Raw genomic sequence first — 23,516 nt, forward strand, 5'->3', positions numbered from 1 at the left:
GCAGCTCGACGGAGTGGGGGTCGACTGTTCATCAACAACACGGCCGATCAAAAATCGGTCGGCGCGCCGCCTTCGGACCGCCGCTTGGCGACGAAGGCTTTGAGTTCCTCGCGGATGGCCGGGTCCATGTAAGGCTCCTCATAGGACGCCAGCCGCTCCTTCCAGACCTTGTTGGCCTTTTCGAGCGCCGTCGGCGAGCCGGCTTCCGCCCAGGTCTCGTAATTGCGCCAGTCGGAGAGGATCGGCGAGTAGAAGGCGGTCTTGTAGCGGTCCTGCGTGTGCTGGGTGCCGAAGAAATGGCCGCCAGGACCGACCGACTGGATGGCGTCGAAGCCGAGTGCCTCTTCGGAAAGATCGAGAGGGGTCAGGAATTCGGCGACCATCTGCAGCAGGTCGATGTCCAGAATGGTCTTCTCGTAGGAGCAGCGCAGGCCGCCCTCGAGCCAGCCGGCGGCATGCATCATCAGATTGCCGCCGCCCTGGATGGCGCCCCACAGCGAGAACACGCTTTCATAAGCCGCCTGCGCGTCGACCGTGTTGGCGGCGCAAGTGTTGGAGGTGCGGTAGGGGATGTTGTAGCGGCGGGCAAGCTGGCCGCCGACAAGCTGCGCCTTCATGTATTCCGGCGTGCCGAACGCCGGCGAACCGGACTTCATGTCGACATTGGAGGTGAAGCCGCCATAGCCGACGGGCGCGCCCTTGCGCACCATCTGGGCGAAGGCGATGCCGGCAAGCGCCTCGGCGTTCTGCTGCACCAGTGCGCCGGCGATGGTGACAGGCGCCATGGCCCCCGACAGGGTGAACGGCGTGACGACGACGACCTGGCCCTTGCTCGACATCTGGATGATGCCTTCCATCATCGGCACATCGAGCTTGAGCGGCGAATTGGTGTTGATGATGGTGAAGACGGACGGCTCTTCCAGCATCTGCTCGTGGCTGATGCCGCGCGCGATCCTGGCGATCTCGATGCCGTCGACATTGCGCTCCTTGCCGAGCGAATAGATGTGGAACACCTTGTCGGTCAGCACGCTGAGATCGCGGATACATTCGAGGTGGCGGACGGACGGATGGATATCGGTCGGCTCGACCGGGTAGCCGCCCGTGCAGTTCAGGATGTTGTGCATCTGCGCAAGCTTGAGGAAGTTGCGGTAGTCCTGCTGGTTGCCGGGCCGGCGGCCGCGATCGATGTCGGAGCAATTGGGCGCCGACGCCATCATCGAGATGATCACATTGTTGCCGCCAAAGCGCACATTGTGAGCGGGATTGCGGGCATGGATGGTGAACTCCGACGGGCAGTGCGACACCAGTTCCAGGATCATGTCGCTGTCGAAGCGCACCCGTTCGCTGCCGTCGCGCACATCGGCGCCATGCGCCTTCATGATGCTGCGGGCGTCGTCATGCAGCACGTCGACGCCGATTTCCCGCAGCACGCGCAGGGAAGCGAGGTGGATCGATTCCAGCTCGTCGTCGGAGACCAGCCTGGTTGGCGCCAGCGGGTTCTTCAGCTGGCGAAAAGCCGGCTGCTCGAACGCGGCCGAGCCGCCGGCGCGCTTTCCGGCGCGGCCCCCGCGACGGGCGCGGTCAGTGGCCAATGCCGGTTCCAAGGGTTGTAGGGCGGCGGTCATGATGGTCCTCGTAGGATGCGATAGCGGGCGGCATAATGGACCGGCGGCTGCCCAGCCATTGCGGAGGCGGCGACCACTAGGGCGAGGGAAGCGACATGCCGGAACGGCAGTTGCGCGGCCACGACATCGGCCTGATCCCGCCGCCTCGTTGGCTTAAGCGGATTTCGGCGGCCGGCCCTTCCTTTCCCGGGATCGAACCGATAGCTACTCGGCTTGCCGGCCGGATGGCCAGCAGTTCATTTGGATGGCAGCATGGTCGCGACCGGCTCGAGCGAAGGCGAAGCAGGAACGCAATGGGCAGCGCTTGCCGGCGTCACCGCGGCACTTGCCATGTTCGGCGCTGCGCAGGGGTTGAGCTCGCCGCTGTTCACGCTGCTGATGCAGAAACAGGGCATGTCGCCGGCGCTGATCGGCTTGTCGGCGGCGATGATGCCGCTCGGGCTGATCCTTTCGGCTTCCTTCGTGCCGGCCGCGGTGCGGCTGGTCGGTGGGCGCAACCTGGCGGTCGGCTGCTCGCTGATCGGCGCGCTCTGCTTCCTGGGCATCGGCTATCTGCAGGACTGGGTGGCTTGGTTCGTCATCCGCTTTATCATCGGCGTCGTCATCAACCCGCTCTACATTCTCGGCGAGGTGTGGGCACTGTCGCTGGCGCCGCCATCGCGGCGCGGCAGGGTGATGGGCGTGTTCAACACGCTGATGGGCGCCGGTTACGCCGCCGGACCATTCGCGCTGACCCTGCTCGGTACGTCGGGCTGGGCGCCCTTCATGGTCGGCGTCGCCGGTTTCGCGCTCTGCGCGGTGATCCTGCACGCGGTCTCGTCTAAGCTCACCGGTTTCGAGGATGACGGCCAGCCTGCCAGCGGCCTCGTCGGCTTTGCCAGGATGGCGCCGGCGCTGCTGCTTGCCGTGCTTGTCTCGGCGGCGGTCCAGCAGAGCACCTATGCGCTGGTCCCGGTCTTCGGCGCCAGCTACGGCCTGGCCGAAGCCGTTCTGGCCTCGCTGGTGATGGCGCTTTCCCTCGGAAACATCCTGCTGCAGATACCACTCGGTCTTCTGGCGGAGCGTTTTGGCGCACGCGCCATGATCATCGTCTGCGCGCTGGCAACAACCGTTTGCGCGCTTTTGCTGCCTCTGCTGATCACAACGCCGTTGATCTGGGTCGTGCTGCTGGTGATGGGCGCGGTCGGTTACGGCGTCTACACCATGGCATTGGTCGAACTCGGCAGCCGGTTCAAGGGCTCTGTGCTGGTCGCCGGCAACGCTGCCTTTGCACTGATGTGGGGCGTCGGTGGCATCGTCGGCCCACCCGGTGCCGGCCTGCTCATGCAAGGCATCGGCCCGCTCGGGCTGCCGGTCGTGATCGCCGGCCTCGACGCGGTGCTGGTGATGTTCGCGCTGTATCGGTCGTCCGTGCGCCGAGCTTCCTGACGAGCCCAACCTCCTGACAGGCCCAACCTCCTGACAGGCCCAACCTCCTGACCAGGCCCAACCTCCTGACAGGCATTGTCCGGAGAAAGCCGTTTTCGCCTGCCAGGGGCTTACCACCACGTTGCTCAATCGCTAATCCTGCAGCCTCGATAGCGGTGCGCACGTGAATTTGGTTGAATCGAACAAGGACGAGACGATGCAATGGGCAGCGATCACCGGTGTGATCGCGACCGTCTCGGTGTTCGCCATCGCGCAGGGGCTGTCCTACCCGCTGTTGAGCTTCATCCTGCAGCGCCAGGGCGTTTCGCCAGCGATGATCGGCTTGTCGGCGGCCATGACGCCGATTGGTTTCATCCTGTCGTCGCCATTGATCCCGGCGCTGGCGCGGCGGTTCGGGGCAGGGCGCACGGCGCTTACCTGTGCGGCCCTTTCGGCTGTCGTGCTGGCGCTGATCGGCTGGACGCAAAATGTCTATTTGTGGTTTCCGCTACGCTTCCTGATCGGCGTGGTGACCAACCCGCTCTATGTGCTGAGCGAGATCTGGGTCATCGCGCTGGCGCCGCCGGCGCGGCGAGGGCGCGTCATGGGTGTCTATTCGACGATCATCTCGGCCGGTTTCGCGGCCGGGCCGCTATGCCTGCTTGCAGTCGGCACCGAGGGCTGGCCGCCCTTCCTCGTCGGCATCTCCGCCTTCGTGCTGTGCGGCATCTGCCTGGGCTTGGTGCTGCCGCGCTTGCCCAAGGTCGACGAGGCCGGGCATCAAGTTTCCGTCCTGGGTTTCGTGCCGCTGGCGTGGCTGCTTTTGTTTGCCGTCATAGTCGCCGCCGGTTTCGAACAGGGCGCGCTGGCGTTGCTGCCTGTCTATGGCACCCATCACGGCATTACCGAGATCCGCATGTCGGCGCTGCTGTCGGTGATGATTGCCGGCAATATCGCCATGCAGGTGCCGCTAGGCCTGCTGGCGGAAAGGCTTTCCGCGCGCCTGGTGCGGCTCGCCTGCGTCGCGATCACGGTGCTCGGCTGCGTCCTCCTCCCGCTTCTCATCGAGTCGCCGCTGATCTGGCCGATGATCTTTATCTGGGGTGCGGTTTCCTACGGCATCTACACGATGTCGATCATCGAGCTCGGCGAACGCTTCACGGGCTCCGCACTGGTTGCCGGTAATGCGGCCTTTTCCTTGATGTGGGGCGTCGGCGGTATCGCCGTGCCGCCGCTGGCGGGCGGCGCCATGGATATTCTGGGTGCCGGCGGGCTGCCGATCACGCTTGGGCTGCTGTGCCTGGCGCTGGCTATTGCTAGCCTCGCTGGTGGGCGGAAAGCCTCAATCGTGCGCTGAACATAGTGAATATCGATACGGCCTATCGGCGTTGGCTTTTTCAAAGCAACGCGTTTATCGGAGACCTCATGACCAAGCCTGCCACCCAGACGCCGAATTCCACCCCCTCGACCGACGATCCCTTCCTCTGGCTGGAGGACAGGACAGCCAAACAGTCATTGGACTGGGTACATCGCCAGAACGAGGTCACAGTTGGCGAATTGCAGGGCGATCCGTCCTATCAGGCGTCGTTCCAGACCGCGCTCGACCTGATGACGGCCGAGGACAACATCGCGGTCGGCGCCGCCATTGCCGGCCATGTCTACAATTTCTGGCAGGACAAGACCAATGTGCTCGGCCTCTGGCGCCGCACGACCGTCGCTTCCTACAAGACCGAGAAGCCCGACTGGGAAACGATCATCGACTTCGACCAGCTTGCGGCGAAGGAGGGGGTAAAATGGGTTTTTGGCGGCGCAAGCCGACTCTATCCGGACTTCAACCGTTGCCTGGTGAGTATGTCGCCGGATGGCGGCGACGCCAGCGAGATGCGCGAATTCGACATCGCGACCAAGTCGTTTGTCGAGGGTGGGTTTCGTGCACCCGCTTCCAAGTCGGGCTTCAGCTGGCTGGACAAGGACACCGTGATTGTTTCGGCCGCTTTCGACGAGGCCGACAAGACCGAGTCCGGCTATCCGCGAGTCATAAAGCTGTGGAAGCGCGGTACCAAGCTGGAAGACGCGACGCCGATCTTCGAGGCGCAGAAAGAGGATCTCGCCGTTGGTGCCGCTGTCGAGTACGACGGCGACAGACGCTATCTGATCCTGGCCCGGACGCTGAATTTCTTCGCTTCGCACATCTTCCTGCGGCTGCCTTCCGGCGAAAACAAACAGCTGCCTCTGCCGGACGACAGGACCGATACGGCAATATTCAGGGATCAGCTCGTGTTCGGCGTGCGCAGTCCATGGACGGCGCCCGACGGCACGGTTTGCAAGCCCGACGGCCTCTATTCGCTGGATCTCGCGCACTGGGTCAAGATCGGCGCGCTCGGGCCTGTCGAAACCTTGTTCGAGCCGGCATATCGCGTTTCCATAGCCGGCGTTGCCCGCACGCGGGACCGGCTGTTCATCAGCCTGATGGACAATGTGCGCGGCAAGGTCGTCGTCTGCGAGCGCAAGGATGGCAACTGGTCGCTGAAACCGGTGGCGCTGCCCGAAAATGGCAATGTCGGCATCAGCCATGCCGAGCAGTTCGGCTCGAGCGTGTCCTTCTCCTTCACCGATTTCCTGACGCCGAGTTCGGTCATCTGGTCTGACGACAATGGCGAGACGCTAGAAACCGTGAAGTCGCAGCCGGCGCGTTTCGATGCCTCGCCGCTGATCTCGGAACAGTTCGAGGCGCGCTCCAAGGACGGCACGATGATCCCTTATTTCGTCGTCAGGCGGCGCGATCAGAAGGGGCCGGTGCCGACGCTGCTTTACGGCTATGGCGGTTTCGAAGTGCCGCTGCTGCCCGGCTATGCCGGCGTGCGCGGCAGGCTATGGCTGGAAAAGGGCAATGCCTATGTGCAGGCCTGCATCCGTGGCGGCGGCGAGTTCGGCCCGGCCTGGCATCAAGCGGCGCTCAAGGGCAATCGCCAAAACGGATTCGATGATTTCGCAGCGGTCGCGCAGGACGTCGTCAAGCGCGGCATCGCGACAGCAAGCTCACTCGGCATCCAGGGTGGTTCGAATGGCGGCTTGCTGACCGGCGTTTCCTTGACGCAGCATCCCGAGCTTTTCGGCGCCGTCATTATCGAGGTGCCGCTGCTCGACATGCTGCGTTACGCCGAATTGCCGCCCGGCGCCTCGTGGATGGCCGAATACGGCGATCCGTCGAAACCCGAAGACGCGAAGTGGCTTTCAGCCTACTCGCCCTACCAGCATGTCGACGCCGCTGCCGCCTATCCGCCGGTGCTGCTGACCACATCGACCGCTGACGATCGGGTCCATCCCGGCCATGCGCGCAAGATGGCCGCCCGCCTGCAGGAAGCCGGCCATGCCAGGACGCTGTTCTTCGAGGAGACCGAGGGCGGCCATGGCGGGCGTGGCGACCGCCGGCCGCAGGCGGCGCAGACGGCGATGAAATATGTCTTCCTGCAGAGGGCGCTGACAGCCAAGGCCTAGACTCATTCCGTTATGGGCCAAGCAAAGGGTGGTTCTCCTCGACCAGCCTTTGCTCTAAGATGGCTTCCATGGCTCTCGTCAGGATGTTGATTGACGCATTTGAGGCTCGCGCATTGCGGGTCGCGGTGACGCCGTCACCGCGTACGCTGCGCGCCGAGCTTTTGCGGCTGTGCGCCCGCATCGGCTATTCGCCACCTCTCTGCCTCTGAAGCATTCGCCCCGGCTTGCCGGATAGAATCCAGAGGAAAGATCAGACATGACCTATCAGAATTATTCGCTGAAGCAGCTTCAGCAGATCGACGCCGCGCATCATTTGCATCCGTTCACCGACCACAAGGAAATGCGCGGGGCCGGGTCGCGCATCATCACCCATGCCAACGGCCCTTTCATCTACGATTCCGAAGGGGCTGAAATCCTCGACGGCATGGCCGGGCTGTGGTGCGTCAACATCGGCTATGGCCGTGACGAACTGGCCGACGCCGCCTATGCCCAGATGAAGGAACTGCCTTATTACAACTCCTTCTTCAAATGCTCGACGCCGACGCCAGTGCTGCTGTCCAAGAAGCTGGCGGAGATCGCGCCGAAGCACGTCAACCAGGTGTTCTATGGCTCGTCGGGCTCGGAGGCCAACGACACGGCCCTGCGCCTCGTGCGCCACTATTGGGTGCTGGAAGGCCAGCCGGAGAAGAACCGCATCATCTCGCGCAAGATGGCCTATCACGGCTCGACCGTTGCCGGCACCTCGCTCGGTGGCATGGATGGTATGCACAAGCAGCTCAACGGTGCGGTGCCCAACATCGTCCATGTGATGATGCCCTACGCCTATGAACTGGCGCTGCCTGGCGAGAGCGATCATGATTTCGGCCTGCGCGCGGCCGGGGCTGTCGAGGAGGCGATCCTCGAAGCCGGCGCCGACAAGGTTGCCGCGTTTATCGGCGAGCCGGTCATGGGGGCGGGCGGCGTGAAGATACCGCCGGCAAGCTACTGGCCGGAAGTGCAGCGCATCTGCCGCAAATACGATGTCCTGTTGATGCTGGACGAAGTCATCACCGGTTATGGCCGCACCGGCGAATGGTTCGCCGCCCAGACGCTCGGCATCGAGCCCGACACGATCACCACCGCCAAGGCTCTGACCTCGGGCTATCAACCGCTGTCGGCATTGCTGGTTGGCGACCGCATCGCCTCGACGCTGGTCGAGAAGGGCGGCGAGTTCAACCATGGCTACACCTATTCCGGCCACCCGGTGGCCTGCGCCGTGGCGCTGAAGAACCTCGAGATCATCGAGCGCGAAGGGCTGGTCGACCGCGTCAGGAACGACACCGGTCCTTATTTCGCCAAGGCGTTGCAGGAGCGCATTGCCGGACATGATCTGGTCGGCGAGGTGCGTTCGATCGGACTGATGGGCGCGATCGAGATCGTCAAGGACAAGGCGACCAAGGAGCGGTTCCTGCCGGCTGGAAGTGCGGCGGTGACCGTGCGCGATCATGCCATCGCGCACGGCATGATGCTGCGCGCTACCGGCGACACGATGATCCTGTCGCCGCCGCTGATCTGGACCCGCGATACGATCGATATGGCCTGCGATCGCATCTCGAAGGCGCTGGATCTGGCGCAAGCCGATCTGCGCAAGCGGTAGAACTCGACCCCTCGGCTGGGCGCTCCTCGGCGGGAGCGCCCAGCCTTGAGGCCATGCTGACGCGGGGAGCGAACGAATTCCACCACAAGCGCGTAGTGTGTGGGGCTGCGGCTGATTCGGCCGCGACAAGGGGTTTTGTTTCCATGAGAAAGACCGGCAAGAGCCGACGGACGCAAGAAGCGGCCAGCATCGGCGGCGACCTGATGCTGGCGCCGCTGGTGGCGATGATGCGGCTGCCGTTGATGACCATGGATGGCGGGAGCAGCCAGCCATGGAGCACGGAGACCGCGCGTGCGGTAAACGAGAAGACCGCCGCTATGGCCGAAGGCGTGTTTGCGGCGCAAATGTCCTTCCTGCAATCGGCATCGCGGTTCTGGCCGGAAATCTTTTCCGGCCGCACGCCGTCGCTGTTCAACGGGGTCGCGGCGGAGCGCTCGATCAGCGCCGCGCTGAAGCCGGCCAGCCGTGCCGTGAAAGCGAATTTTCGCCGGCTGTCCAACAAGACCTGACAGAAGTTGCAGAACTTTGATTTTGCGCATTGACGGGCGCATGCGCTAGAATCAGTCAGTACGTCACCGATGGGGGACACGATGGCCGGACAACCGCTCAACCAGCCGGCTGAAATTCCAGCCGAACTCGACCGCTGGAACTGGGGCGCCTTCTTCCTCAACTGGATCTGGGGCATCGGCAACAGCACTTTCATCGCGTTGCTGGCGCTGATCCCTGTCGTCAACATCATCATGATCATCGTCCTGGGCGCGCGCGGCAGCCGCTGGGCTTGGCAGAACCGCGCCTGGCGTGACGCGGAACAGTTTCGCAAGACGCAGCGCAACTGGGCAATCGCCGGCCTTGCCGTCTGGGTTGTCGGGATTGGCGGCTGCGCGACGATGGTGGGCAGCATTCCCTACGTCCTGAAAGGCAGCGATGCCTATCACATGACGATGGACAGGCTTCGCGCCGACGACCGCGTCAAGGCGGCGTTGGGTGATGATTTGACCGACAGTTTCTGGGTCGGCGGCCATCTCAACGTCAATGCAAATGGGGCCGGCGACGCCCAGTTCGGCATTCCGGTCCACGGCGCCAAGGGCAAGGGCACGGCCTATTCGACCGCTGTCCGGACAGCCGGCACATGGAGCTTGCGCCTGCTGGTCGTCAGGGTCGAGGGAACCAATGCGCCGATCGTGCTGATCAACGAAGATCATGTCCCGATCCCGAATGCTGCAATCGGAATATAGCTGGGCAAAACGCAAAAAAAGCAGCCTAAACACGGGCGCGAAGGCTGACAGTTCGGTCGGCTTTGTGGCCCAACAATCGGGTCACCACTGCTGCGTTCCAGACAAGGAAATATGCTGAAAAGCCGGATGCTGTCTGACAGTATGCGCATGCGTTCATGTGGGCCGGTGGCAATTTCATACAAGGGCACGCGCATATGGTGAGTTCCTTTCGTGCGGTCGTGGTCGGTGGCGGCTGTGTGGGTGCCGGCATTCTCTACGGCCTGGCAAAGCGCGGCTGGACCGATGTGGCATTGTTGGAGCAAACGCAGCTTACGGCCGGGTCGACATGGCATGCCGCGGGGCTCATCCCCTCTTACGCGCGCAGCCGCAATGTCGGCCGCATGATCGCCAGGTCGATCGAAATCTATGAGGGGCTGGAGGCGGAGACGGGCCAGAACGTCGGCTGGCACAAATGCGGCCAGCTGCGCATTGCCAACACGCGCGACAGGCTGGACGAGTACAGAAGCTACATGGACGTTGCCGAGGTCCAGGGTGTGCGGGCCCGGATCGTATCGCCCGCGGAGGCGCGAGAGATCTGGCCGCTGCTCGACAACAACAGCATGCTGGGCGCCCTCTACCATCCCGATGACGGCCACATTGCACCCGCCGATGTCACCCAGGCCATGGCCAAGGGTGCACGCGACCTCGGCGCGAAGATCCATCTTGATACCGAGGTCGTGGGTTTCGAGCGGATGCCGAGCGGCGAGTGGAGGGTCAAGACCTCGCGCGGTGACATCGTTTGCGAACATGTCATCCTTGCGACCGGCAATTACGCACGCCAGACAGGCGCCATGCTGGGCCTGGACATTCCCGCGATCCCGATCCTGCATCAGTACTGGATCACCGAGTCGGTTCCCGAGGTGGTGGAACGCAAACGGCTTGGTCTTCCGGAGATGCCGATCCTCAGGGACGAGGGTTACGAGGGCTATCTGCGCGAAGAGGGGGACGGGCTGATGTTCGGCCCCTATGAGCGTACCGAGCAGCTCAAGCTGTTCGCCGAAAACGGCGTCCCGGAATGGTTCGGCGCCGATCTGCTCGATGAAGATTTCGACGCCGTTTCCTGGAACTGGGAGCGCGCGACCGAACTGGTCCCCGCACTAGGCCGCGCCGGCATCAAGCGGAATGTGCGAGGGCCTTTCCAGATGACGGCCGATGAACTGCCGCTGATGGGGCAGGCGTGGGGCCTGGAGAATGTCTGGCTCGCCGAAGGGGTGCCGGGGGGCATCCTTTGGGGCGGTGCGATTGGCTACTACCTCTCCGAACGGATCGTGGAGGGTGGCAACAGCATCGACACGGCGGAGCTGGATCCCCGTCGGTTCGGCCAATATGCCAACAAGAACTGGACCCGGGCAAAGGTCCGGGAAGCCTGGGGCACCCACGCCGCACAGCACTATCCAGGCCAGGACATGCCGGCGGCACGACCGCAGAAAACGGCCCCTTCCTATGACCGTCTAAGCCAGCTCGGCGCGGTGTGGGATGTGTTGAACGGCTGGGAGATGCCGAGCTGGTTTGCGCCTGCCGGTGTCGAAGCGCGCAACGTCTACAGCTGGCGCTGGACCCCCAAAGGGAACCACGTCGCCGCGGAGGTCCAGGCTGTCCGCCAGACCGCTGGCCTGGTCGAGATGACACCAATGACCAAGTTCGAGGTCAGCGGACCGGGCGCAAGGGACTGGCTCGACGGAATCCTGGCCAACAGACTGCCGCGTCCCGGTCGCGTCGCTCTTGCCCATCACCTGACGCCGGCCGGCGGCGTGCGGGCCGAGTATGTGGTGGCGCGGCTGCAGAGCGACCTGTTCTATCTCATATCGACGCCGCGCGCAGAGCGCTGTAACCTTGACGATCTCCGCCGGCTGTTGCCGAAGGACGGCAGCGTGCATCTGCGCAACGTCACGGAGGATCGCGGCAGCTTCACGGTGGTTGGGCCGAAGGCGCGCGACATATTGCAGCCGCTGACGGAAATAGATCTCTCCAACGAGGCCTTCCCCTGGTTCAGCGTGCAGTCCGGCACTGTCGGCATGGCCAGCGACGTGCGACTGCTGCGCGTCAACTATTCGGGCGAATTGGGATGGGAGCTCTATCATCCGCTCTGCTATCAGCGGCATTTGCTGGATGCGCTCCTGGCCTCGGGGGAGGCGCACGGACTGAGGCTGGTCGGACTTCAAGCGCTGGAATCGCTTCGTCTCGATAAATCCTACCGCGCCATGTATCGCGACATGAATCTCGAACTGTCGGCCTGGGAGAGCGGCCTCGACCGATTCATGAGCCTCGACAAAGGGGACTTCATCGGCCGCGCGGCACTGGTCGCAAAACAGAAGCAGGGGGCGGCACGCCGGATCGCCACGCTGTCGATCGATACGGACGGTGCGAGCGCGTTCGCCTTCGAGGGCGTCTACCGCGAAGGCGAGCTCGTTGGCCACATCACCTCTGCGGGCTACTCCTACACTTTCGGTCACGACATCGCACTTGCGCTGTTGCCCCTGGAACTTGTGTCGCCCGGTATCGAGCTCGAGGTGTCCATCCTCGGCGAGCGCCGCGCGGCCAAGGTGATCGCGGACTCGCCCTATGATCCGGAAGGCGCCCGCGGGCGCATGTGAGGCATCCCGGAGTACAGTTTCCGGGTTATCGATGTCTCAAAACGTGCTGCAGGGCAAAACGCAAAAACCGCGCTCCATCAGGAACGCGGCTTTGCCAGATACGCATGGCGCTTCGCTACGCAAACACTTTGCGAAACTTATGGCACTTGTCGAAACTTACGGGCTCCGGTACGCGAGACCTGATCCGGAGCGCCGGGCGGATGAGATATGTCCGCCTCGCAGTCCGTTTTATAGGGACATCGTTACCGCGGAGTTATCGAGAGCTTAAGCAAATCTAAATTTGCATTTTTTCCACCGAAGGAAACCGGAAAAACCCGCCAAATCCAAGGGTTACGCTGGGTTACCCCTGAGAAAATTAATTATGCCGGAGAAATCGACGCCGCCATGTCCCTGGGCGTTGAACAAGGCATAGAGCTGGGCTGCTTCGGCACCAAGCGGCGTTACAGCACCCGCACTTTGCGCGGCTTCCTGGGACAATTTCAGGTCTTTCAGCATCAGTGCTGCTGCAAATCCTGGGTTGTAGTCCCTGTTTGCGGGCGAAGTCGGCACCGGGCCGGGCACCGGGCAATAGGTGGTCAAGGACCAGCATTGCCCCGACGAGGTTGAGGCGACGTCGAACAGCGCCTGGTGTGACAGGCCGAGCTTTTCCGCCAGCACGAAGGCTTCGGCGACACCGATCATCGAAATGCCGAGGATCATGTTGTTGCAGATCTTTGCCGCCTGGCCGGCGCCGTCGCCGCCGCAATGGACGATGCGGCCGGCCATCGGCTTCAGGATCGGCTCCGCGGTTGCAAAGGCGTCATCGGAGCCTCCGGCCATGAAGGTCAGCGTGCCGGCTGCGGCACCGCCGGTGCCGCCTGAGACGGGCGCATCGATGGATAGCAGGCCGTGTTTGGCGGCTATGGCGTGCACCTTGCGCGCCGACTCCACATCGATGGTGGAGGAATCGATGAACAGCGCCCCCTTTTTCGCCTTGGGCGCGATGTCTTCATAGACTGACAGCACATGCTTGCCGGCAGGCAGCATGGTGATCACCACGTCGGCATCCTTCACCGCAGCCGGCCCGTTGGCCATGATGACGACGCCATGCTCGCGCGCGACGGTCAAATTCTCGGGCATCAAGTCGAAGCCATGCACTTGGTGCCCGGCCTTGACCAGATTGGCGGCCATTGGATTGCCCATGTTGCCGAGGCCGATGAAGGCGATCGTCGTCATTGTCTCTCTCCCGATTTTGTAACGTCAGCGACCAATCAGCGCCCGCGCGATGATGACGCGCATGATCTCGTTCGTGCCTTCCAGGATCTGGTGTACCCGCAGGTCCCGCACCAGCTTCTCGATGCCGTAGTCATGCAGGTAGCCATAGCCGCCGAGCAGCTGCAGTGCGTCGTTGGCGACGTTGAAGCCGGTATCGGTGACGAAGCGCTTGGCCATCGCCGACCATTTGCCGGCATCCGGCGCCTTGCTGTCGAGCTTCGAGGCGGCGGCATAAAGGAAAATACGCGCCGCCTGCAGCTCGGTCTCCATGTCGGCCAGTCTGAACTGCAGCGCCTGGAACTGGTTGATCTTCGAGCCGAAGGCCTTGCGCTCGGCGGTGTAGGAAAGCGCCTTGTCGAGCGCCGACTGCGCGCCGCCCAGCGAACAGGCTGATATGTTCAGCCGGCCGCCGTCGAGCCCGGCCATGGCGATGCCGAAGCCCGCGCCTTCGCCGGACAAAAGGTTTTCCGCCGGCACCTTGCAATCCTCGAAAATCACCTGGCGGGTCGACTGCATGTGCCAGCCCATCTTGTGCTCGTTGGCGCCGAAGGAGAGGCCTGGCGCGTCTTTCGGCACGATGATGGTGGAAATGCCTTTCGGCCCCTCGGCACCGGTGCGCACCATGACGGCGTAGACATCGCTGTCGCCAGCGCCGGAGATGAACTGCTTGGTGCCGTTGAGGACATAGTCGTCGCCGCTCCTGACCGCACGGGTCTTGAGCGCCGCGGCATCGGAGCCGGAGCCGGGCTCGGTCAAGCAGTAGCTCGCCAGCCATTCCATCGACGTGAGCTTGGGCAGGAAGCGCTGGCGCTGCTCGTCATTGCCGAAACGGTCGATCATCGAGGCCACCATGTTGTGGATCGAGATGAAGGACGAGAAGGCCGGATCGGCGTGCGCAAGCGCCTCGAAGATCAGTACGGCATCGAGCCGGCCGAGCGCGGAACCACCGACATCGTCCCTGATATAGATACCGCCGAGCCCGAGCGGGCCGGTCTCGCGGATCACATCGGCGGGAAAGTGTTTCCGGCGGTCCCAGTCGAGTGCGTTCGGCGCGACGCGGTCGGCGGCGAAGGCCTGCGCCATCTCCTGGATGGCGCGCTGCTCCTCATTGAGTTCGAACTGGCTGGTGCTCGCATCGACCGCGGCGTCCATGGCGTGCTCCCTGATATCTTCGACCTGTTGGCCTGTCGTTTTTGGCTTTGCGCGGGCACCAATCTAGACCAATGATGCCGCCGCGCAACCCGACCCTTCGCGGAGCGGTTGTGCACCAATGCATGTCCGGAGCACGATGTGACGACAAAATTTGATGAACTGCTGGGCCGGTTCCACGCATACCTTGCGTCCGTCGATCACGCCGTGGTGCGCGATGCCGTGGCCCGGATCGGCTGGGATATGCCGACCCGCACGCTGGAGCCGCATCCGCTTGCCTGCCTGCGCCATCTCGATCGCGCCGCCGAACTGGCGCCGCCGGATCCCAAGCCGCTGGTGCAACTGCTTGCCGAGCGTCGGAATGATTTCCGCTGGGGGCAGACCTATGGCGAGGCGGACTTTGGAAAAGAGTTCATCGACAATTACGGCTGGCTGGAAGTGTTCGGCACGCGAGGCCACTTCGCCAATGGCGAGGCCGCCGCCGGCCTGCTGATCCTTGGGCCCGATATCGTCTATCCCGACCATCATCACCTTGCCGAGGAAATCTACGTTCCGCTGACTGGCGGCACCGAATGGCGCATGGGCGAGAGCGGCTTTTGCATGCGCACGGCCGGCGAGGTCGTCCACCACGCTTCCAACGTCAATCACGCCATGCGCACCGGCAAGGACCCATTGCTGGCGCTGTACATCTGGCGCGGCGGGCCGCTGGCGCAGAAATCCGATATCACCGGAACCGTGGCGCAGGGCAGGGACTGATGGCCAGAGCGATCATGCTGCAAGGCACGGGTTCCGATGTCGGCAAGACGGTGCTGGTCGCCGGCCTCTGCCGGGCGGCAAAAAAGCGTGGGCTGAAGGTGCGGCCATTCAAGCCGCAGAACATGTCGAACAACGCCGCCGTCGCCGACATTCCGGGCGACAACAATCATGGCGGCGGCGAGATCGGCCGCGCGCAATGGCTGCAGGCGATCGCTTGCGGTGTTGCGCCATCGGTTCACATGAACCCGGTGCTGCTCAAGCCGCAGACCGATGTCGGCGCGCAGGTCATCGTGCAGGGCAAAATGTTCGGCGAAGCGCGGGCGCGCGACTACCAGGCGATGAAGGGCCGGCTGATGGATGCCGTGCTGGACTCCTGGGGCAAGGTCGGCGAGGGCGCCGATCTGGTCATCGTAGAGGGCGCCGGTTCGCCGGCCGAGATCAACCTGCGCAGCCGCGACATCGCCAACATGGGCTTTGCCACGCGCGCCGACGTGCCGGTGGCGCTGGTCGGCGACATCGATCGCGGCGGCGTCATCGCTTCGGTCGTCGGCACCCACCTGATCCTGCCGGAAGAGGACCGGCGCATGATCGTCGGCTACCTCATCAACAAGTTTCGCGGCGACGTTTCGCTGTTCGACGACGGTCTGAAGTCGATCGAGACATTCACGGGATGGCGCTGTTTCGGTGTCGTTCCGTGGCTGAAGGCGGCGGCACGCCTGCCTTCGGAAGATTCGGTGGTGCTGGAACGGCTGGCATCCGGCGAAGCGCGCGCGCTGAAGGTGGCGGTGCCGATGCTTGGCCGCATCGCCAATTTCGACGATCTCGACCCGCTCAAGGCCGAACCGCAGGTCGAGGTGGTGTTCGTGCCGCCGGGAAAGCCGCTGCCGGCCGATGCCGGACTGGTGGTCATTCCGGGCTCCAAGTCGACGATCGGCGATCTCCTGAAATTCCGCGAGAACGGCTGGGATCGCGACTTGCTGGCCCATCGCAAGCGCGGCGGCCATGTCGTCGGCATTTGCGGTGGTTTCCAGATGCTCGGCCGTGCTGTCCGCGATCCCGACGGCGTCGAGGGCAGCGTCACCGAAGCCGAAGGGCTAGGCCTGCTCGACGTCGAAACGGTGATGGAACCGGAAAAGACGGTGCGCAACGTCAGCGCCCGTTCGGTGCAATTCGACTTGCCGCTCGAAGGCTACGAAATCCATCTCGGCCGCACCACCGGACCGGATACGCTGCGGCCGTCGGCAATCATCAATGGCATCGAGGATGGGGCGGTGTCGGCCGACGGCAAGGTGTTGGGTACTTATATGCATGGCCTGTTTGGCGCCGATGGCTTTCGCGCCGCCTACCTTGCGAGCCTTGGCGTCAGCGGCGGCGGCGTCGATTATCGCGCCGAGGTCGAGAAAGCGCTGGACGAGATCGCGGCCGAGCTGGAGACTAATCTCGACTGTGACGCGATTTTTGGGTTGGCTCGATAGATCCCCGTTGGCTAACCACCTTGGCAATTAGCGATAAACGCCGATCACGTCGTCATCCACGGGCGGAGCAAGGAGCGTAGCGACGCGGCGCAGACCCGAGGATGACGAAGTTGAGGACGCCTCGGTCAATCCCCAGCCAGCAGCGCAATAACTCAGGCCTTCTCGCCAGCCTTCGGCCAGTAGGTGCCAAACGACCAGACATTGCCTTCCGGGTCGCGGCAGATGAACTCGCGGCTGCCATAGTCGCGGTTGGTCAATTCCTGGATGATTGTGGCGCCGGCCTTCTTGGCCTTGGCATAGGCGGCATCGGCATCATCGACTGCAATGTAGATCGACTTGCCGCCGCCTGAGCCGGGCTCGCCGACCATCTTGCCGTAGTCGTCGTCGCGCACCGTGCCCAGCATGATCATTGAGGAGCCGAAGACCAGTTCGGCATGGTGCACGACATCGCCTTCGCCATAGCGGGCCCGGACGCTGAAGCCGAAAGCCTCGCCCAGCCAGTCGATCATTTTTGCCGCGTTCTTGTAGCGCAAAGCGGGGTAAAGCCGCGGCGCTTCAGTGGTGGTTGGCATGGGAACCTCCTTCATTGGGTTGGTCGACAACCCACCCTGCTCAAAGGCCGTTCCAGCGTCTTGAAGAAATGTTACCTGACTGAAAGCGAGGTTGGCGTCTCGCCGGCAAGATCACGAAACTCGCGCACGAGATGCGCCTGGTCGGCATAACCGCAATCGGCGGCGATATCCGCCCAGTCGGCGGTCTGCTGCCTCGACAGACCGAGCGCGCGGTTGAAGCGCACGATGCGCGACAGCGTCTTGGGGCCGATGCCGATGGCGTTGGAAAAACCGCTGGCGAGATGCTTGCGGCTCCAGCCCAGTCTTTCTGCAATCGATGAAATGCGGGTCCGGCCTCCGGACGTGATGATACGGTCAAAGGCCCAGGCGATTTCGAGCGGCGTCTCTGCGGCATTCTCGAGACGGGCGGTGACGAAGGCTTCGGCCACGTCGAAACGCGTGGCCCAGTCCGGCGCGTTGCCAAGCCGTTCACGCAGCGCCATGCCTTGCGCGCCAAGCACGTCGTCGAGGACGACCATGCTGTCTGTCAGTTCGCTCATCGGCAGGCGGAAGAAACGGCGTGCGCCAAGCGGCGTGAAGTTGACCTGGACGCAGCAGGCACCGCCGAAGGATTCGATCACCACCGGTCCGGCAAAGAGGCCGGCGGCGAAACTGGCGAAGCGGTCATTGTCGCCGGGCGCCTTGCCGAGGCCGATGGCGAAGGGTTCGGCGAAGCTGATGACCAGCGGTACGGTGAGCGACGCGTATTCGACGTTGCGCAGATGGCCGGGCGCTGTTTCGCGATAGCCGCAAATGTCCGACACCATGCCCTGAAGTCGAGGATCGGGCAGGCGCCGGCGCATCTCGAACCGCCCGGCGACAGATCGGTCCTGCTCTTGCCGGGGTTGCATCTCGACTGGCATCGGCCATCCTTCCGTAGAAAGAAATCTAGCAGACCCTTGGCCGGAATCAAAAGCGCCCGGCTTTTGGCCGGGCGCTCCTCGTCCCCACTTCAAGAGAACGTGTCAGGCGCCGCGCATCAAGCAGCCGCCGGCAAGCACGATGAAAGCAATAAGCACGATCCACACCGATGCGAGTGGAATGAACGCAAGAACGCCAAGCGCGGCGAGAACGCCGATGATGGCGATAACAACGGAGATGATAAAAACGATCTGGGTAGGTGCGCTAAGATTCATGTCTGCCTCTCCAACATGATTCGAACAGCGGCATTCTATCAGGGCGCGTGATCACACACCAATCAAGGCCCGCAGCGGGTTCGCAGGGTCGGCCAGCAGCTTCACCGCCAGCGCCAGGCACACGATTACCAGCAGCGGCTTGATCAGTTTTGCGCCGATGCGCATGGCCAGGCTGGCGCCGACGCGGGCGCCGAGGAACTGGGCAACGCCCATCATCAGGCCGATCTTCCAGTAGACGACGCCGAAGGCCGCGAAGACGATGAAGCCGCCGATGTTGGAGGCGAAGTTGAGCAGCTTGGTATGCGCCGTCGCCTTGAGCACGCCATAGCCGGCAAGCGCCACGAACGCCAGCATGTAGAAGGAGCCTGCGCCCGGTCCAAACAGGCCATCGTAGAAGCCGATGGCGGGCACAAGGATCAGTCCGAACAGGAAGGGCGACAGCCGCTCGGCGCGGTCGATGTCGTTCATGTTGGGCTTAAACGCGAAGTAGAGCGCGATGGCGATCAGCACAATAGGCAGGGCAGCCCGCAGAATGTCACCCGGCACGATCGTTGCCAGCAAGGCGCCGATGGCGCTTCCGACAAGGGCCAGAAGCGCCGACGGCAATTGCCGGCGGAGGTCGACATGACCCTTCGATGCGTAGTGGATGGTCGCCGAGCCCGAACCGAACATGCCCTGCAGTTTGTTGGTGGCGAGCGCCTGGACCGGCGTGAAGCCGGCAAGCAGCAGCACCGGCACCGTGATCAGCCCGCCACCGCCGGCGATCGAATCAACAAAGCCCGCGGCAAAGGCGGCGAAGGCGAGCAGGGCGACGGTCTGGATGCTAAGGTCGATCATCTGATGTATGGGGGTGTCCGGCCGGCTGAAATATCGGGCGTTCGACCACGGCCGCCCTGTTTGCGCAAGGTCCATTCCGCGCTACCTCTATCCAAGCGCATCGCGCTTGGATTTGTATTTGTGTGGTTAACCCGGAAAGAGGCTCCTGATGGCATTCGCATTGCTGGACCAGCTACGTCAAATATTCGACGGCGACCCGGGTGTGCGCAAGGTGGCGGACGATCCGGTCCTGTCGGCGGAACTGCTGATGTTGTTTCGCATGATCCTGGCCGACGGGTCTGTCAGCGAGAGCGAGATGGTTGCCTTCCGGCGCATCTGCAAGGACGCCTTCGGCATTGCGGAAAGCAGTATCGACAGCGTCATCGAATATCTCAACGAGTTCGGCTACGAGACCAATGGTTCGCAGGCGATCGCACTGTTCCGCGACCTCGATGTCGAGCGGCGCCGGCAATTGGCCAAACATATGGCGGAGATCGCCAAGGCGGATTCGCAACTGGCCGAGAGCGAGATACGCCTGCTGCGCCGCACGCTCGACCTGCTCGATATCAGCCCGGTCGATGTGGTGAAGCCGCAGGAGTGATTGGGCCGCCTTCTCTCCTGATCAGCCTTGCTCTCGCAGCCGCTTCGCGATTGCCCGGTGCAAGTCAGGGGCGGCGGTGACAAGCGCCTTGGCAGCCTCGGATTGCGGGTCGTCGAGCACCTCGCTCGTCTTGCCGCGCTCGACGACCTTGCCGTCATGCATGACCAGCACCTCGTCCGTGATGGCGCGGGCGACGGTCAGGTCGTGGGTGATGAAGAGGTAGGCGATGCCGAGCTTCTGGTTGAGCTCGGCGAACAAATCGAGGATCTGGGCGCGGATCGAGACGTCGAGCGCCGAGACCGGCTCGTCGGCGACGACCAGCTTGGGGCGGGTGATGATGGCGCGGGCGATCGACAGGCGCTGGCGCTGGCCGCCGGAAAATTCGTGCGGGTATTTGTCCATGTCGCTGATGCCGAGACCGACTTCGTGCAGCGCATGCGCCACCATCTCGCGGCGTTCGGCGCGCGTCGGCTTTTTCTCCAGCACATGCAGGGGTTCGGCGACCAGTTTTTCGACCTTCTGGCGCGGGTCGAAGGAGCCGTAGGGATCCTGGAAGACGACCTGCATGTCACGGCGGGCCGGCTTCAGCTCGGCTTCGCTCTTGCCGGTGACGGTCTCGCCTCGGAACCGGATCGTGCCCGAGCTTGGCTGGTCCAGCGCCAGGATCATGCGGGCGAGCGTTGACTTGCCGCAACCGGAGCGGCCGACCAGCGCCACTGACTGACCCGGCGCCATCGACAGGGACACGTCGTCGACGGCTCGGATACCAGGCGCACGCTTGAACAGCGAAGTGCGCCGGCCGGGATAGTCGCGGGTCACGCTTTCGACCTGAAGCAAAGGTTGGCCCGTCTCGATGTCATGCCGCCTGGCGCGCGCCGGCACATGCATAGAGGCCTGCGCCAGCTGGCGCGTGTAGGGGTGGGTCTGTTCGGACAACGTGCGCGCAGTGTCGCCGGCTTCCATAACCTCGCCGCCGCGCAGGATGGTGGTGCGGTCGGCCATCTCGGTGACCACGGCGAGGTCATGCGAGATCAGGAGCAGGCCCATGCGGCTTTCGGCGACGAGGTCGCGCAAGAGGTCGAGGATCTGCGCCTGCAGCACCACGTCGAGCGCCGTCGTCGGCTCGTCGGCTATCAGCAGCTTCGGCTTCAGCGCGCAGGCGATGGCGATGACGACGCGCTGGCGCTGGCCGCCGGACAGTTCATGCGGATAGCGCGACATGGGGAATTTCGCCGAGGGCAAGCCGACACGGTCGAGCATTTTTCGCGCCCGGTCTTCGGCCTCGGCGCGGTTGGCCTTGGTGTGCCAGCGTATGCCTTCGGCAACCTGTTCGCCGATGGTCTTGACCGGGTTAAGCGCGGTCATCGGCTCCTGAAACACCATGCCGATGTCGTCGCCGCGCAGCGCGCACATCTGGTCCTCAGTTGCTGCCAGGATGTCGATACCGTCGAATGTGACGCGTCCGGTGGCGCGCGCGGCATGGGGCAGAAGCTGCATCACCGTCAGCGCGGTTATCGATTTGCCGGAACCGGATTCGCCGACCAGCCCCATCACCTCACCGGGCGCGACGGAAAGCTCCACACCCCTGAGGATCTGCGTGTCGCCGATAGTTAGCGACAGGTTCTCAATGTCGAGCAGGCTCATCGCTGCCGCCGCGATTTCGGATCGAGGATGTCGGCAATGCCGTCGCCCAGCAGGTTCAGTCCCAGCACGGCGACGACGATCGCCATGCCCGGAAAGATCGCCATCCATGGCGCCACCACCATGCGGGTCTGCGCGTCGAACAGCATGCGGCCCCAGCTCGGCATCGGCGGCTGGGCACCCAGGCCCACATAGGAAAGCCCGGCCTCGGCCAGGATGCCCAGCGCGAACTGGATGGTGCCTTGCACCAGGAGCAGCGTGGCGATGTTGGGCAGCACATGTTCGATTGTGATCTGCGTGCTGCTCTTGCCGGCGGCGCGCGCGGCCAGAATGAACTCGCGCGGCCAGATCGCCAGCGCGCCGGCGCGGGCGACACGGGCAAAGACCGGGATGTTGAAGATGCCGATGGCAATGATGGCGTTGATCGCGCCCGGCCCGAAGATGGCGGTGATCATGATCGCCGACAGCAAAGCCGGGAAGGCGAAGACGAGATCGTTCAGCCGCATCAGTGCCTCGTCGACGAGGCCGCCGCGTGCCGCGGCAAAGGCGCCGAGCGGCACGCCGACCCCCATGCCGATGCCAACCGCGACCAGTGCCACGGCAATCGAATTGCGGGCGCCGACCATGACCATCGACAGGATGTCGCGGCCGAAATGATCGGTGCCGAACCAGTGCGTCAGAGAGGGGGCTTGCGTCTTGTCCGATATCACCAGTTTGGTGACGTCGTAGGGCGTCCAGCCATAAGAGACTACAGCCATTGCCAGGATCAGCAGGGTGATGACGAAACCGGCCACGAAGGCGGTGTTCCTGAATGCCTTGGCCAGGATGCTGCCGAACGTCTCCTCTGGGATGTCGATGTGCAGTGTCATTGCCGGCTTCTCAGGCGCGGATCGACAACCGCATAGGAAAGATCGACGAGAAGGTTGACGGCGATGACGGCGGCGACCAGCAGCATGACGACGCTTTCGACGACGATCAGATCGCGCTGGGTGATCGCCTGGAATACCAGCCGGCCGAGGCCGGGCAGATAGAAAACATTCTCGATGATGATGGTGCCGGCAAGCAGGAAGGCGAATTGCAGGCCCAGAATGGTCAGGACCGGGATCATGGCGTTGCGCAGTGCATGCCGCCACAAGACTGCGCGATAGGGCAGGCCCTTGGCGCGGGCGGTGCGGATGTAGTCTTCGCTCAGCACCTCGATCAGCGCCGAGCGGGTGACGCGCGCCAGGATCGCGGCTTGCGGCAAGGCAAGTGCGACCGCCGGCAGCAGCAGCGATTTCAGGGCTGGCCAGACGCCGGCACTCCAGCCGGGAAACCCACCGGCCGGGACCAGCCGCAGCCAGACGGCGAACACATAGATCAGCATCAGCGCGAACCAGAAATTGGGCACGGCGACGCCAAGCTGTGCGGCACCCATCGAAATCGTATCACCGGCGCGTCCACGCCGGCTGGCGGAAAACAGGCCAACGGGAATCGCGATGATGGTGGAGAGCGCAAGTGCAATCAGCGCCAGCGGCAGCGAGACGGCAAGCCGCTCGCTCACCAGGTCGATGACCGGCACCGAATAGGTGTAGGAACGGCCGAAATCGAGGCTGAGCAGGCCGCCGGCCCAGTGCAGATAGCGCAAGGCCAGTGGCGCGTTGAGGCCCATCTGGTTGCGGAGAAGTTCGATCTGGTCGGCGCTTGCGTTCATGCCCAGCATCAGCCGTGCCGGATCGCCGGGCAGGATCTCCAGCACGGCGAACACCACCATGGAAGCCAGCAGCAGCGTGGCGATGGCGACGGCGATGCGTTTTAGGAGATAGGCGGTCATGGAAGCGGAGGCACTGTTATTTTGTCCACCGGGCAAAGGTTGCGTTCCCGCACACCCCCCTCTGTCCTGCCGGACATCTCCCCCGCAAGGGGGGAGATTGTGCTCTCATCGAGGCTTTCGCCAATCGTTGACGGTGCGCAGACCAAGAAGGTTGCAAAGGGTGCACCATCGGCCAAACTGCCGATCTCCCCCCTTGCGGGGGAGATGCCCGGCAGGGCAGAGGGGGGTGT

At 63.6% G+C, this 23,516-nt stretch carries 20 protein-coding genes; 10 read left to right on the forward strand and 10 right to left on the reverse strand.

The window, feature by feature from the left end; all coding sequences use genetic code 11:
• Window positions 1–47: 47 nt before the first annotated feature.
• Window positions 48–1,625, reverse strand: a complete 1,578-nt coding sequence (locus NKJ00_RS07800; protein WP_352629350.1) for a trimethylamine methyltransferase family protein — start codon at window positions 1,623–1,625, stop codon at window positions 48–50.
• Between the two features lie 252 nt (window positions 1,626–1,877).
• Between NKJ00_RS07800 and NKJ00_RS07805 the strand changes: the two genes are divergently transcribed.
• The 7 genes from NKJ00_RS07805 (at window position 1,878) to NKJ00_RS07835 (ending at window position 12,034) form a co-directional block, all read left to right on the forward strand.
• Window positions 1,878–3,053 carry an MFS transporter gene (locus tag NKJ00_RS07805; protein ID WP_352609560.1) on the forward strand — a complete coding sequence of 392 codons (1,176 nt, stop codon included), beginning with the start codon at window positions 1,878–1,880 and terminating at the stop codon, window positions 3,051–3,053.
• Between the two features lie 196 nt (window positions 3,054–3,249).
• Complete coding sequence (locus NKJ00_RS07810) at window positions 3,250–4,389, forward strand: MFS transporter (protein WP_502895797.1); 1,140 nt, start codon at window positions 3,250–3,252, stop codon at window positions 4,387–4,389.
• Window positions 4,390–4,457: 68 nt separating this feature from the next.
• Window positions 4,458–6,530, forward strand: a complete 2,073-nt coding sequence (locus tag NKJ00_RS07815) for a prolyl oligopeptidase family serine peptidase (protein ID WP_352629352.1) — start codon at window positions 4,458–4,460, stop codon at window positions 6,528–6,530.
• Between the two features lie 256 nt (window positions 6,531–6,786).
• Complete coding sequence (locus tag NKJ00_RS07820) at window positions 6,787–8,166, forward strand: aspartate aminotransferase family protein (RefSeq protein ID WP_128303967.1); 1,380 nt, start codon at window positions 6,787–6,789, stop codon at window positions 8,164–8,166.
• Window positions 8,167–8,309: 143 nt separating this feature from the next.
• Complete coding sequence (locus NKJ00_RS07825; protein ID WP_023812284.1) at window positions 8,310–8,675, forward strand: hypothetical protein; 366 nt, start codon at window positions 8,310–8,312, stop codon at window positions 8,673–8,675.
• An 81-nt stretch (window positions 8,676–8,756) separates the two neighbouring features.
• Window positions 8,757–9,401, forward strand: coding sequence for a cytochrome c oxidase assembly factor Coa1 family protein (locus tag NKJ00_RS07830; RefSeq protein WP_023812283.1), 645 nt, complete (start codon window positions 8,757–8,759; stop codon window positions 9,399–9,401).
• A 194-nt stretch (window positions 9,402–9,595) separates the two neighbouring features.
• Complete coding sequence (locus tag NKJ00_RS07835) at window positions 9,596–12,034, forward strand: GcvT family protein (RefSeq protein ID WP_352629354.1); 2,439 nt, start codon at window positions 9,596–9,598, stop codon at window positions 12,032–12,034.
• 330 nt (window positions 12,035–12,364) lie between these two features.
• Here the strand turns inward: NKJ00_RS07835 and mmsB are convergent, their stop codons facing one another.
• Window positions 12,365–13,249, reverse strand: coding sequence for a 3-hydroxyisobutyrate dehydrogenase (mmsB, locus tag NKJ00_RS07840; protein ID WP_352609570.1), 885 nt, complete (start codon window positions 13,247–13,249; stop codon window positions 12,365–12,367).
• A gap of 24 nt (window positions 13,250–13,273) precedes the next feature.
• Window positions 13,274–14,440, reverse strand: coding sequence for an isobutyryl-CoA dehydrogenase (locus NKJ00_RS07845; protein ID WP_352629355.1), 1,167 nt, complete (start codon window positions 14,438–14,440; stop codon window positions 13,274–13,276).
• A gap of 138 nt (window positions 14,441–14,578) precedes the next feature.
• On the opposite strand from NKJ00_RS07845, the gene NKJ00_RS07850 reads away from it, so the two are divergent.
• Together NKJ00_RS07850 and NKJ00_RS07855 are read left to right on the forward strand one after the other, a co-directional pair.
• Window positions 14,579–15,193, forward strand: coding sequence for a dimethylsulfonioproprionate lyase family protein (locus tag NKJ00_RS07850; RefSeq protein ID WP_352629357.1), 615 nt, complete (start codon window positions 14,579–14,581; stop codon window positions 15,191–15,193).
• A complete protein-coding gene (locus NKJ00_RS07855) occupies window positions 15,193–16,668 on the forward strand; it encodes a cobyric acid synthase (protein ID WP_352629359.1) in 1,476 nt (491 codons plus the stop codon). Before NKJ00_RS07850 ends, NKJ00_RS07855 begins: the two co-directional genes overlap by 1 nt.
• A 152-nt stretch (window positions 16,669–16,820) precedes the next feature.
• Here the strand turns inward: NKJ00_RS07855 and NKJ00_RS07860 are convergent, their stop codons facing one another.
• From NKJ00_RS07860 to NKJ00_RS07875, 4 genes are all read right to left on the reverse strand, one after another.
• The gene (locus NKJ00_RS07860; RefSeq protein ID WP_352629361.1) at window positions 16,821–17,240 is read right to left on the reverse strand and encodes a VOC family protein; all 420 of its coding nucleotides are present in this window, start codon (window positions 17,238–17,240) and stop codon (window positions 16,821–16,823) included.
• 71 nt (window positions 17,241–17,311) lie between these two features.
• Window positions 17,312–18,142: a helix-turn-helix domain-containing protein gene (locus NKJ00_RS07865; RefSeq protein ID WP_352629363.1), complete on the reverse strand. Its 831-nt coding sequence runs from the start codon at window positions 18,140–18,142 to the stop codon at window positions 17,312–17,314.
• A gap of 102 nt (window positions 18,143–18,244) precedes the next feature.
• Window positions 18,245–18,415, reverse strand: coding sequence for a hypothetical protein (locus NKJ00_RS07870; RefSeq protein ID WP_023812274.1), 171 nt, complete (start codon window positions 18,413–18,415; stop codon window positions 18,245–18,247).
• 51 nt (window positions 18,416–18,466) lie between these two features.
• Window positions 18,467–19,252 carry a TSUP family transporter gene (locus tag NKJ00_RS07875; protein WP_352629364.1) on the reverse strand — a complete coding sequence of 262 codons (786 nt, stop codon included), beginning with the start codon at window positions 19,250–19,252 and terminating at the stop codon, window positions 18,467–18,469.
• Between the two features lie 148 nt (window positions 19,253–19,400).
• On the opposite strand from NKJ00_RS07875, the gene NKJ00_RS07880 reads away from it, so the two are divergent.
• Window positions 19,401–19,832, forward strand: coding sequence for a TerB family tellurite resistance protein (locus tag NKJ00_RS07880; RefSeq protein ID WP_352629366.1), 432 nt, complete (start codon window positions 19,401–19,403; stop codon window positions 19,830–19,832).
• 21 nt (window positions 19,833–19,853) lie between these two features.
• Here NKJ00_RS07880 and NKJ00_RS07885 read toward each other — a convergent pair whose 3' ends face one another.
• From NKJ00_RS07885 to NKJ00_RS07895, 3 genes are read right to left on the reverse strand one after another with little or no spacing between them, the layout of a single operon-like run.
• Complete coding sequence (locus NKJ00_RS07885; RefSeq protein ID WP_352629369.1) at window positions 19,854–21,476, reverse strand: ABC transporter ATP-binding protein; 1,623 nt, start codon at window positions 21,474–21,476, stop codon at window positions 19,854–19,856.
• Entirely contained in the window at window positions 21,473–22,342 is an 870-nt protein-coding gene (locus tag NKJ00_RS07890; RefSeq protein WP_352629371.1) for an ABC transporter permease, read from the reverse strand. Before NKJ00_RS07890 ends, NKJ00_RS07885 begins: the two co-directional genes overlap by 4 nt.
• Window positions 22,339–23,286 (reverse strand): ABC transporter permease, encoded by a 948-nt coding sequence (locus NKJ00_RS07895; protein ID WP_023812269.1) that lies wholly within the window; start codon window positions 23,284–23,286, stop codon window positions 22,339–22,341. The genes NKJ00_RS07890 and NKJ00_RS07895 overlap by 4 nt, the downstream gene beginning before the upstream one ends.
• Between the last annotated feature and the right edge of the window lie 230 nt (window positions 23,287–23,516).

Origin of the sequence: Mesorhizobium sp. M0227, from assembly GCF_040321855.1 — a bacterium.
In the GTDB taxonomy this organism is placed as follows: domain Bacteria; phylum Pseudomonadota; class Alphaproteobacteria; order Rhizobiales; family Rhizobiaceae; genus Mesorhizobium.

What these genes read in the sequence shown, in the direction of transcription:
- NKJ00_RS07865 (WP_352629363.1), bottom strand. Translation starts at nt 18,142, where the DNA reads ATGCCAGTCGAGATGCAACCCCGGCAAGAGCAGGACCGATCTGTCGCC.
- NKJ00_RS07895 (WP_023812269.1), bottom strand. Translation starts at nt 23,286, where the DNA reads ATGACCGCCTATCTCCTAAAACGCATCGCCGTCGCCATCGCCACGCTG.
- NKJ00_RS07880 (WP_352629366.1), top strand. Translation starts at nt 19,401, where the DNA reads ATGGCATTCGCATTGCTGGACCAGCTACGTCAAATATTCGACGGCGAC.
- NKJ00_RS07805 (WP_352609560.1), top strand. Translation starts at nt 1,878, where the DNA reads ATGGTCGCGACCGGCTCGAGCGAAGGCGAAGCAGGAACGCAATGGGCA.
- NKJ00_RS07855 (WP_352629359.1), top strand. Translation starts at nt 15,193, where the DNA reads ATGGCCAGAGCGATCATGCTGCAAGGCACGGGTTCCGATGTCGGCAAG.
- NKJ00_RS07830 (WP_023812283.1), top strand. Translation starts at nt 8,757, where the DNA reads ATGGCCGGACAACCGCTCAACCAGCCGGCTGAAATTCCAGCCGAACTC.
- NKJ00_RS07890 (WP_352629371.1), bottom strand. Translation starts at nt 22,342, where the DNA reads ATGACACTGCACATCGACATCCCAGAGGAGACGTTCGGCAGCATCCTG.
- NKJ00_RS07820 (WP_128303967.1), top strand. Translation starts at nt 6,787, where the DNA reads ATGACCTATCAGAATTATTCGCTGAAGCAGCTTCAGCAGATCGACGCC.
- NKJ00_RS07845 (WP_352629355.1), bottom strand. Translation starts at nt 14,440, where the DNA reads ATGGACGCCGCGGTCGATGCGAGCACCAGCCAGTTCGAACTCAATGAG.
- NKJ00_RS07870 (WP_023812274.1), bottom strand. Translation starts at nt 18,415, where the DNA reads ATGAATCTTAGCGCACCTACCCAGATCGTTTTTATCATCTCCGTTGTT.
- NKJ00_RS07800 (WP_352629350.1), bottom strand. Translation starts at nt 1,625, where the DNA reads ATGACCGCCGCCCTACAACCCTTGGAACCGGCATTGGCCACTGACCGC.
- NKJ00_RS07815 (WP_352629352.1), top strand. Translation starts at nt 4,458, where the DNA reads ATGACCAAGCCTGCCACCCAGACGCCGAATTCCACCCCCTCGACCGAC.
- NKJ00_RS07885 (WP_352629369.1), bottom strand. Translation starts at nt 21,476, where the DNA reads ATGAGCCTGCTCGACATTGAGAACCTGTCGCTAACTATCGGCGACACG.
- mmsB (WP_352609570.1), bottom strand. Translation starts at nt 13,249, where the DNA reads ATGACGACGATCGCCTTCATCGGCCTCGGCAACATGGGCAATCCAATG.
- NKJ00_RS07825 (WP_023812284.1), top strand. Translation starts at nt 8,310, where the DNA reads ATGAGAAAGACCGGCAAGAGCCGACGGACGCAAGAAGCGGCCAGCATC.
- NKJ00_RS07835 (WP_352629354.1), top strand. Translation starts at nt 9,596, where the DNA reads ATGGTGAGTTCCTTTCGTGCGGTCGTGGTCGGTGGCGGCTGTGTGGGT.
- NKJ00_RS07810 (WP_502895797.1), top strand. Translation starts at nt 3,250, where the DNA reads ATGCAATGGGCAGCGATCACCGGTGTGATCGCGACCGTCTCGGTGTTC.
- NKJ00_RS07875 (WP_352629364.1), bottom strand. Translation starts at nt 19,252, where the DNA reads ATGATCGACCTTAGCATCCAGACCGTCGCCCTGCTCGCCTTCGCCGCC.
- NKJ00_RS07860 (WP_352629361.1), bottom strand. Translation starts at nt 17,240, where the DNA reads ATGCCAACCACCACTGAAGCGCCGCGGCTTTACCCCGCTTTGCGCTAC.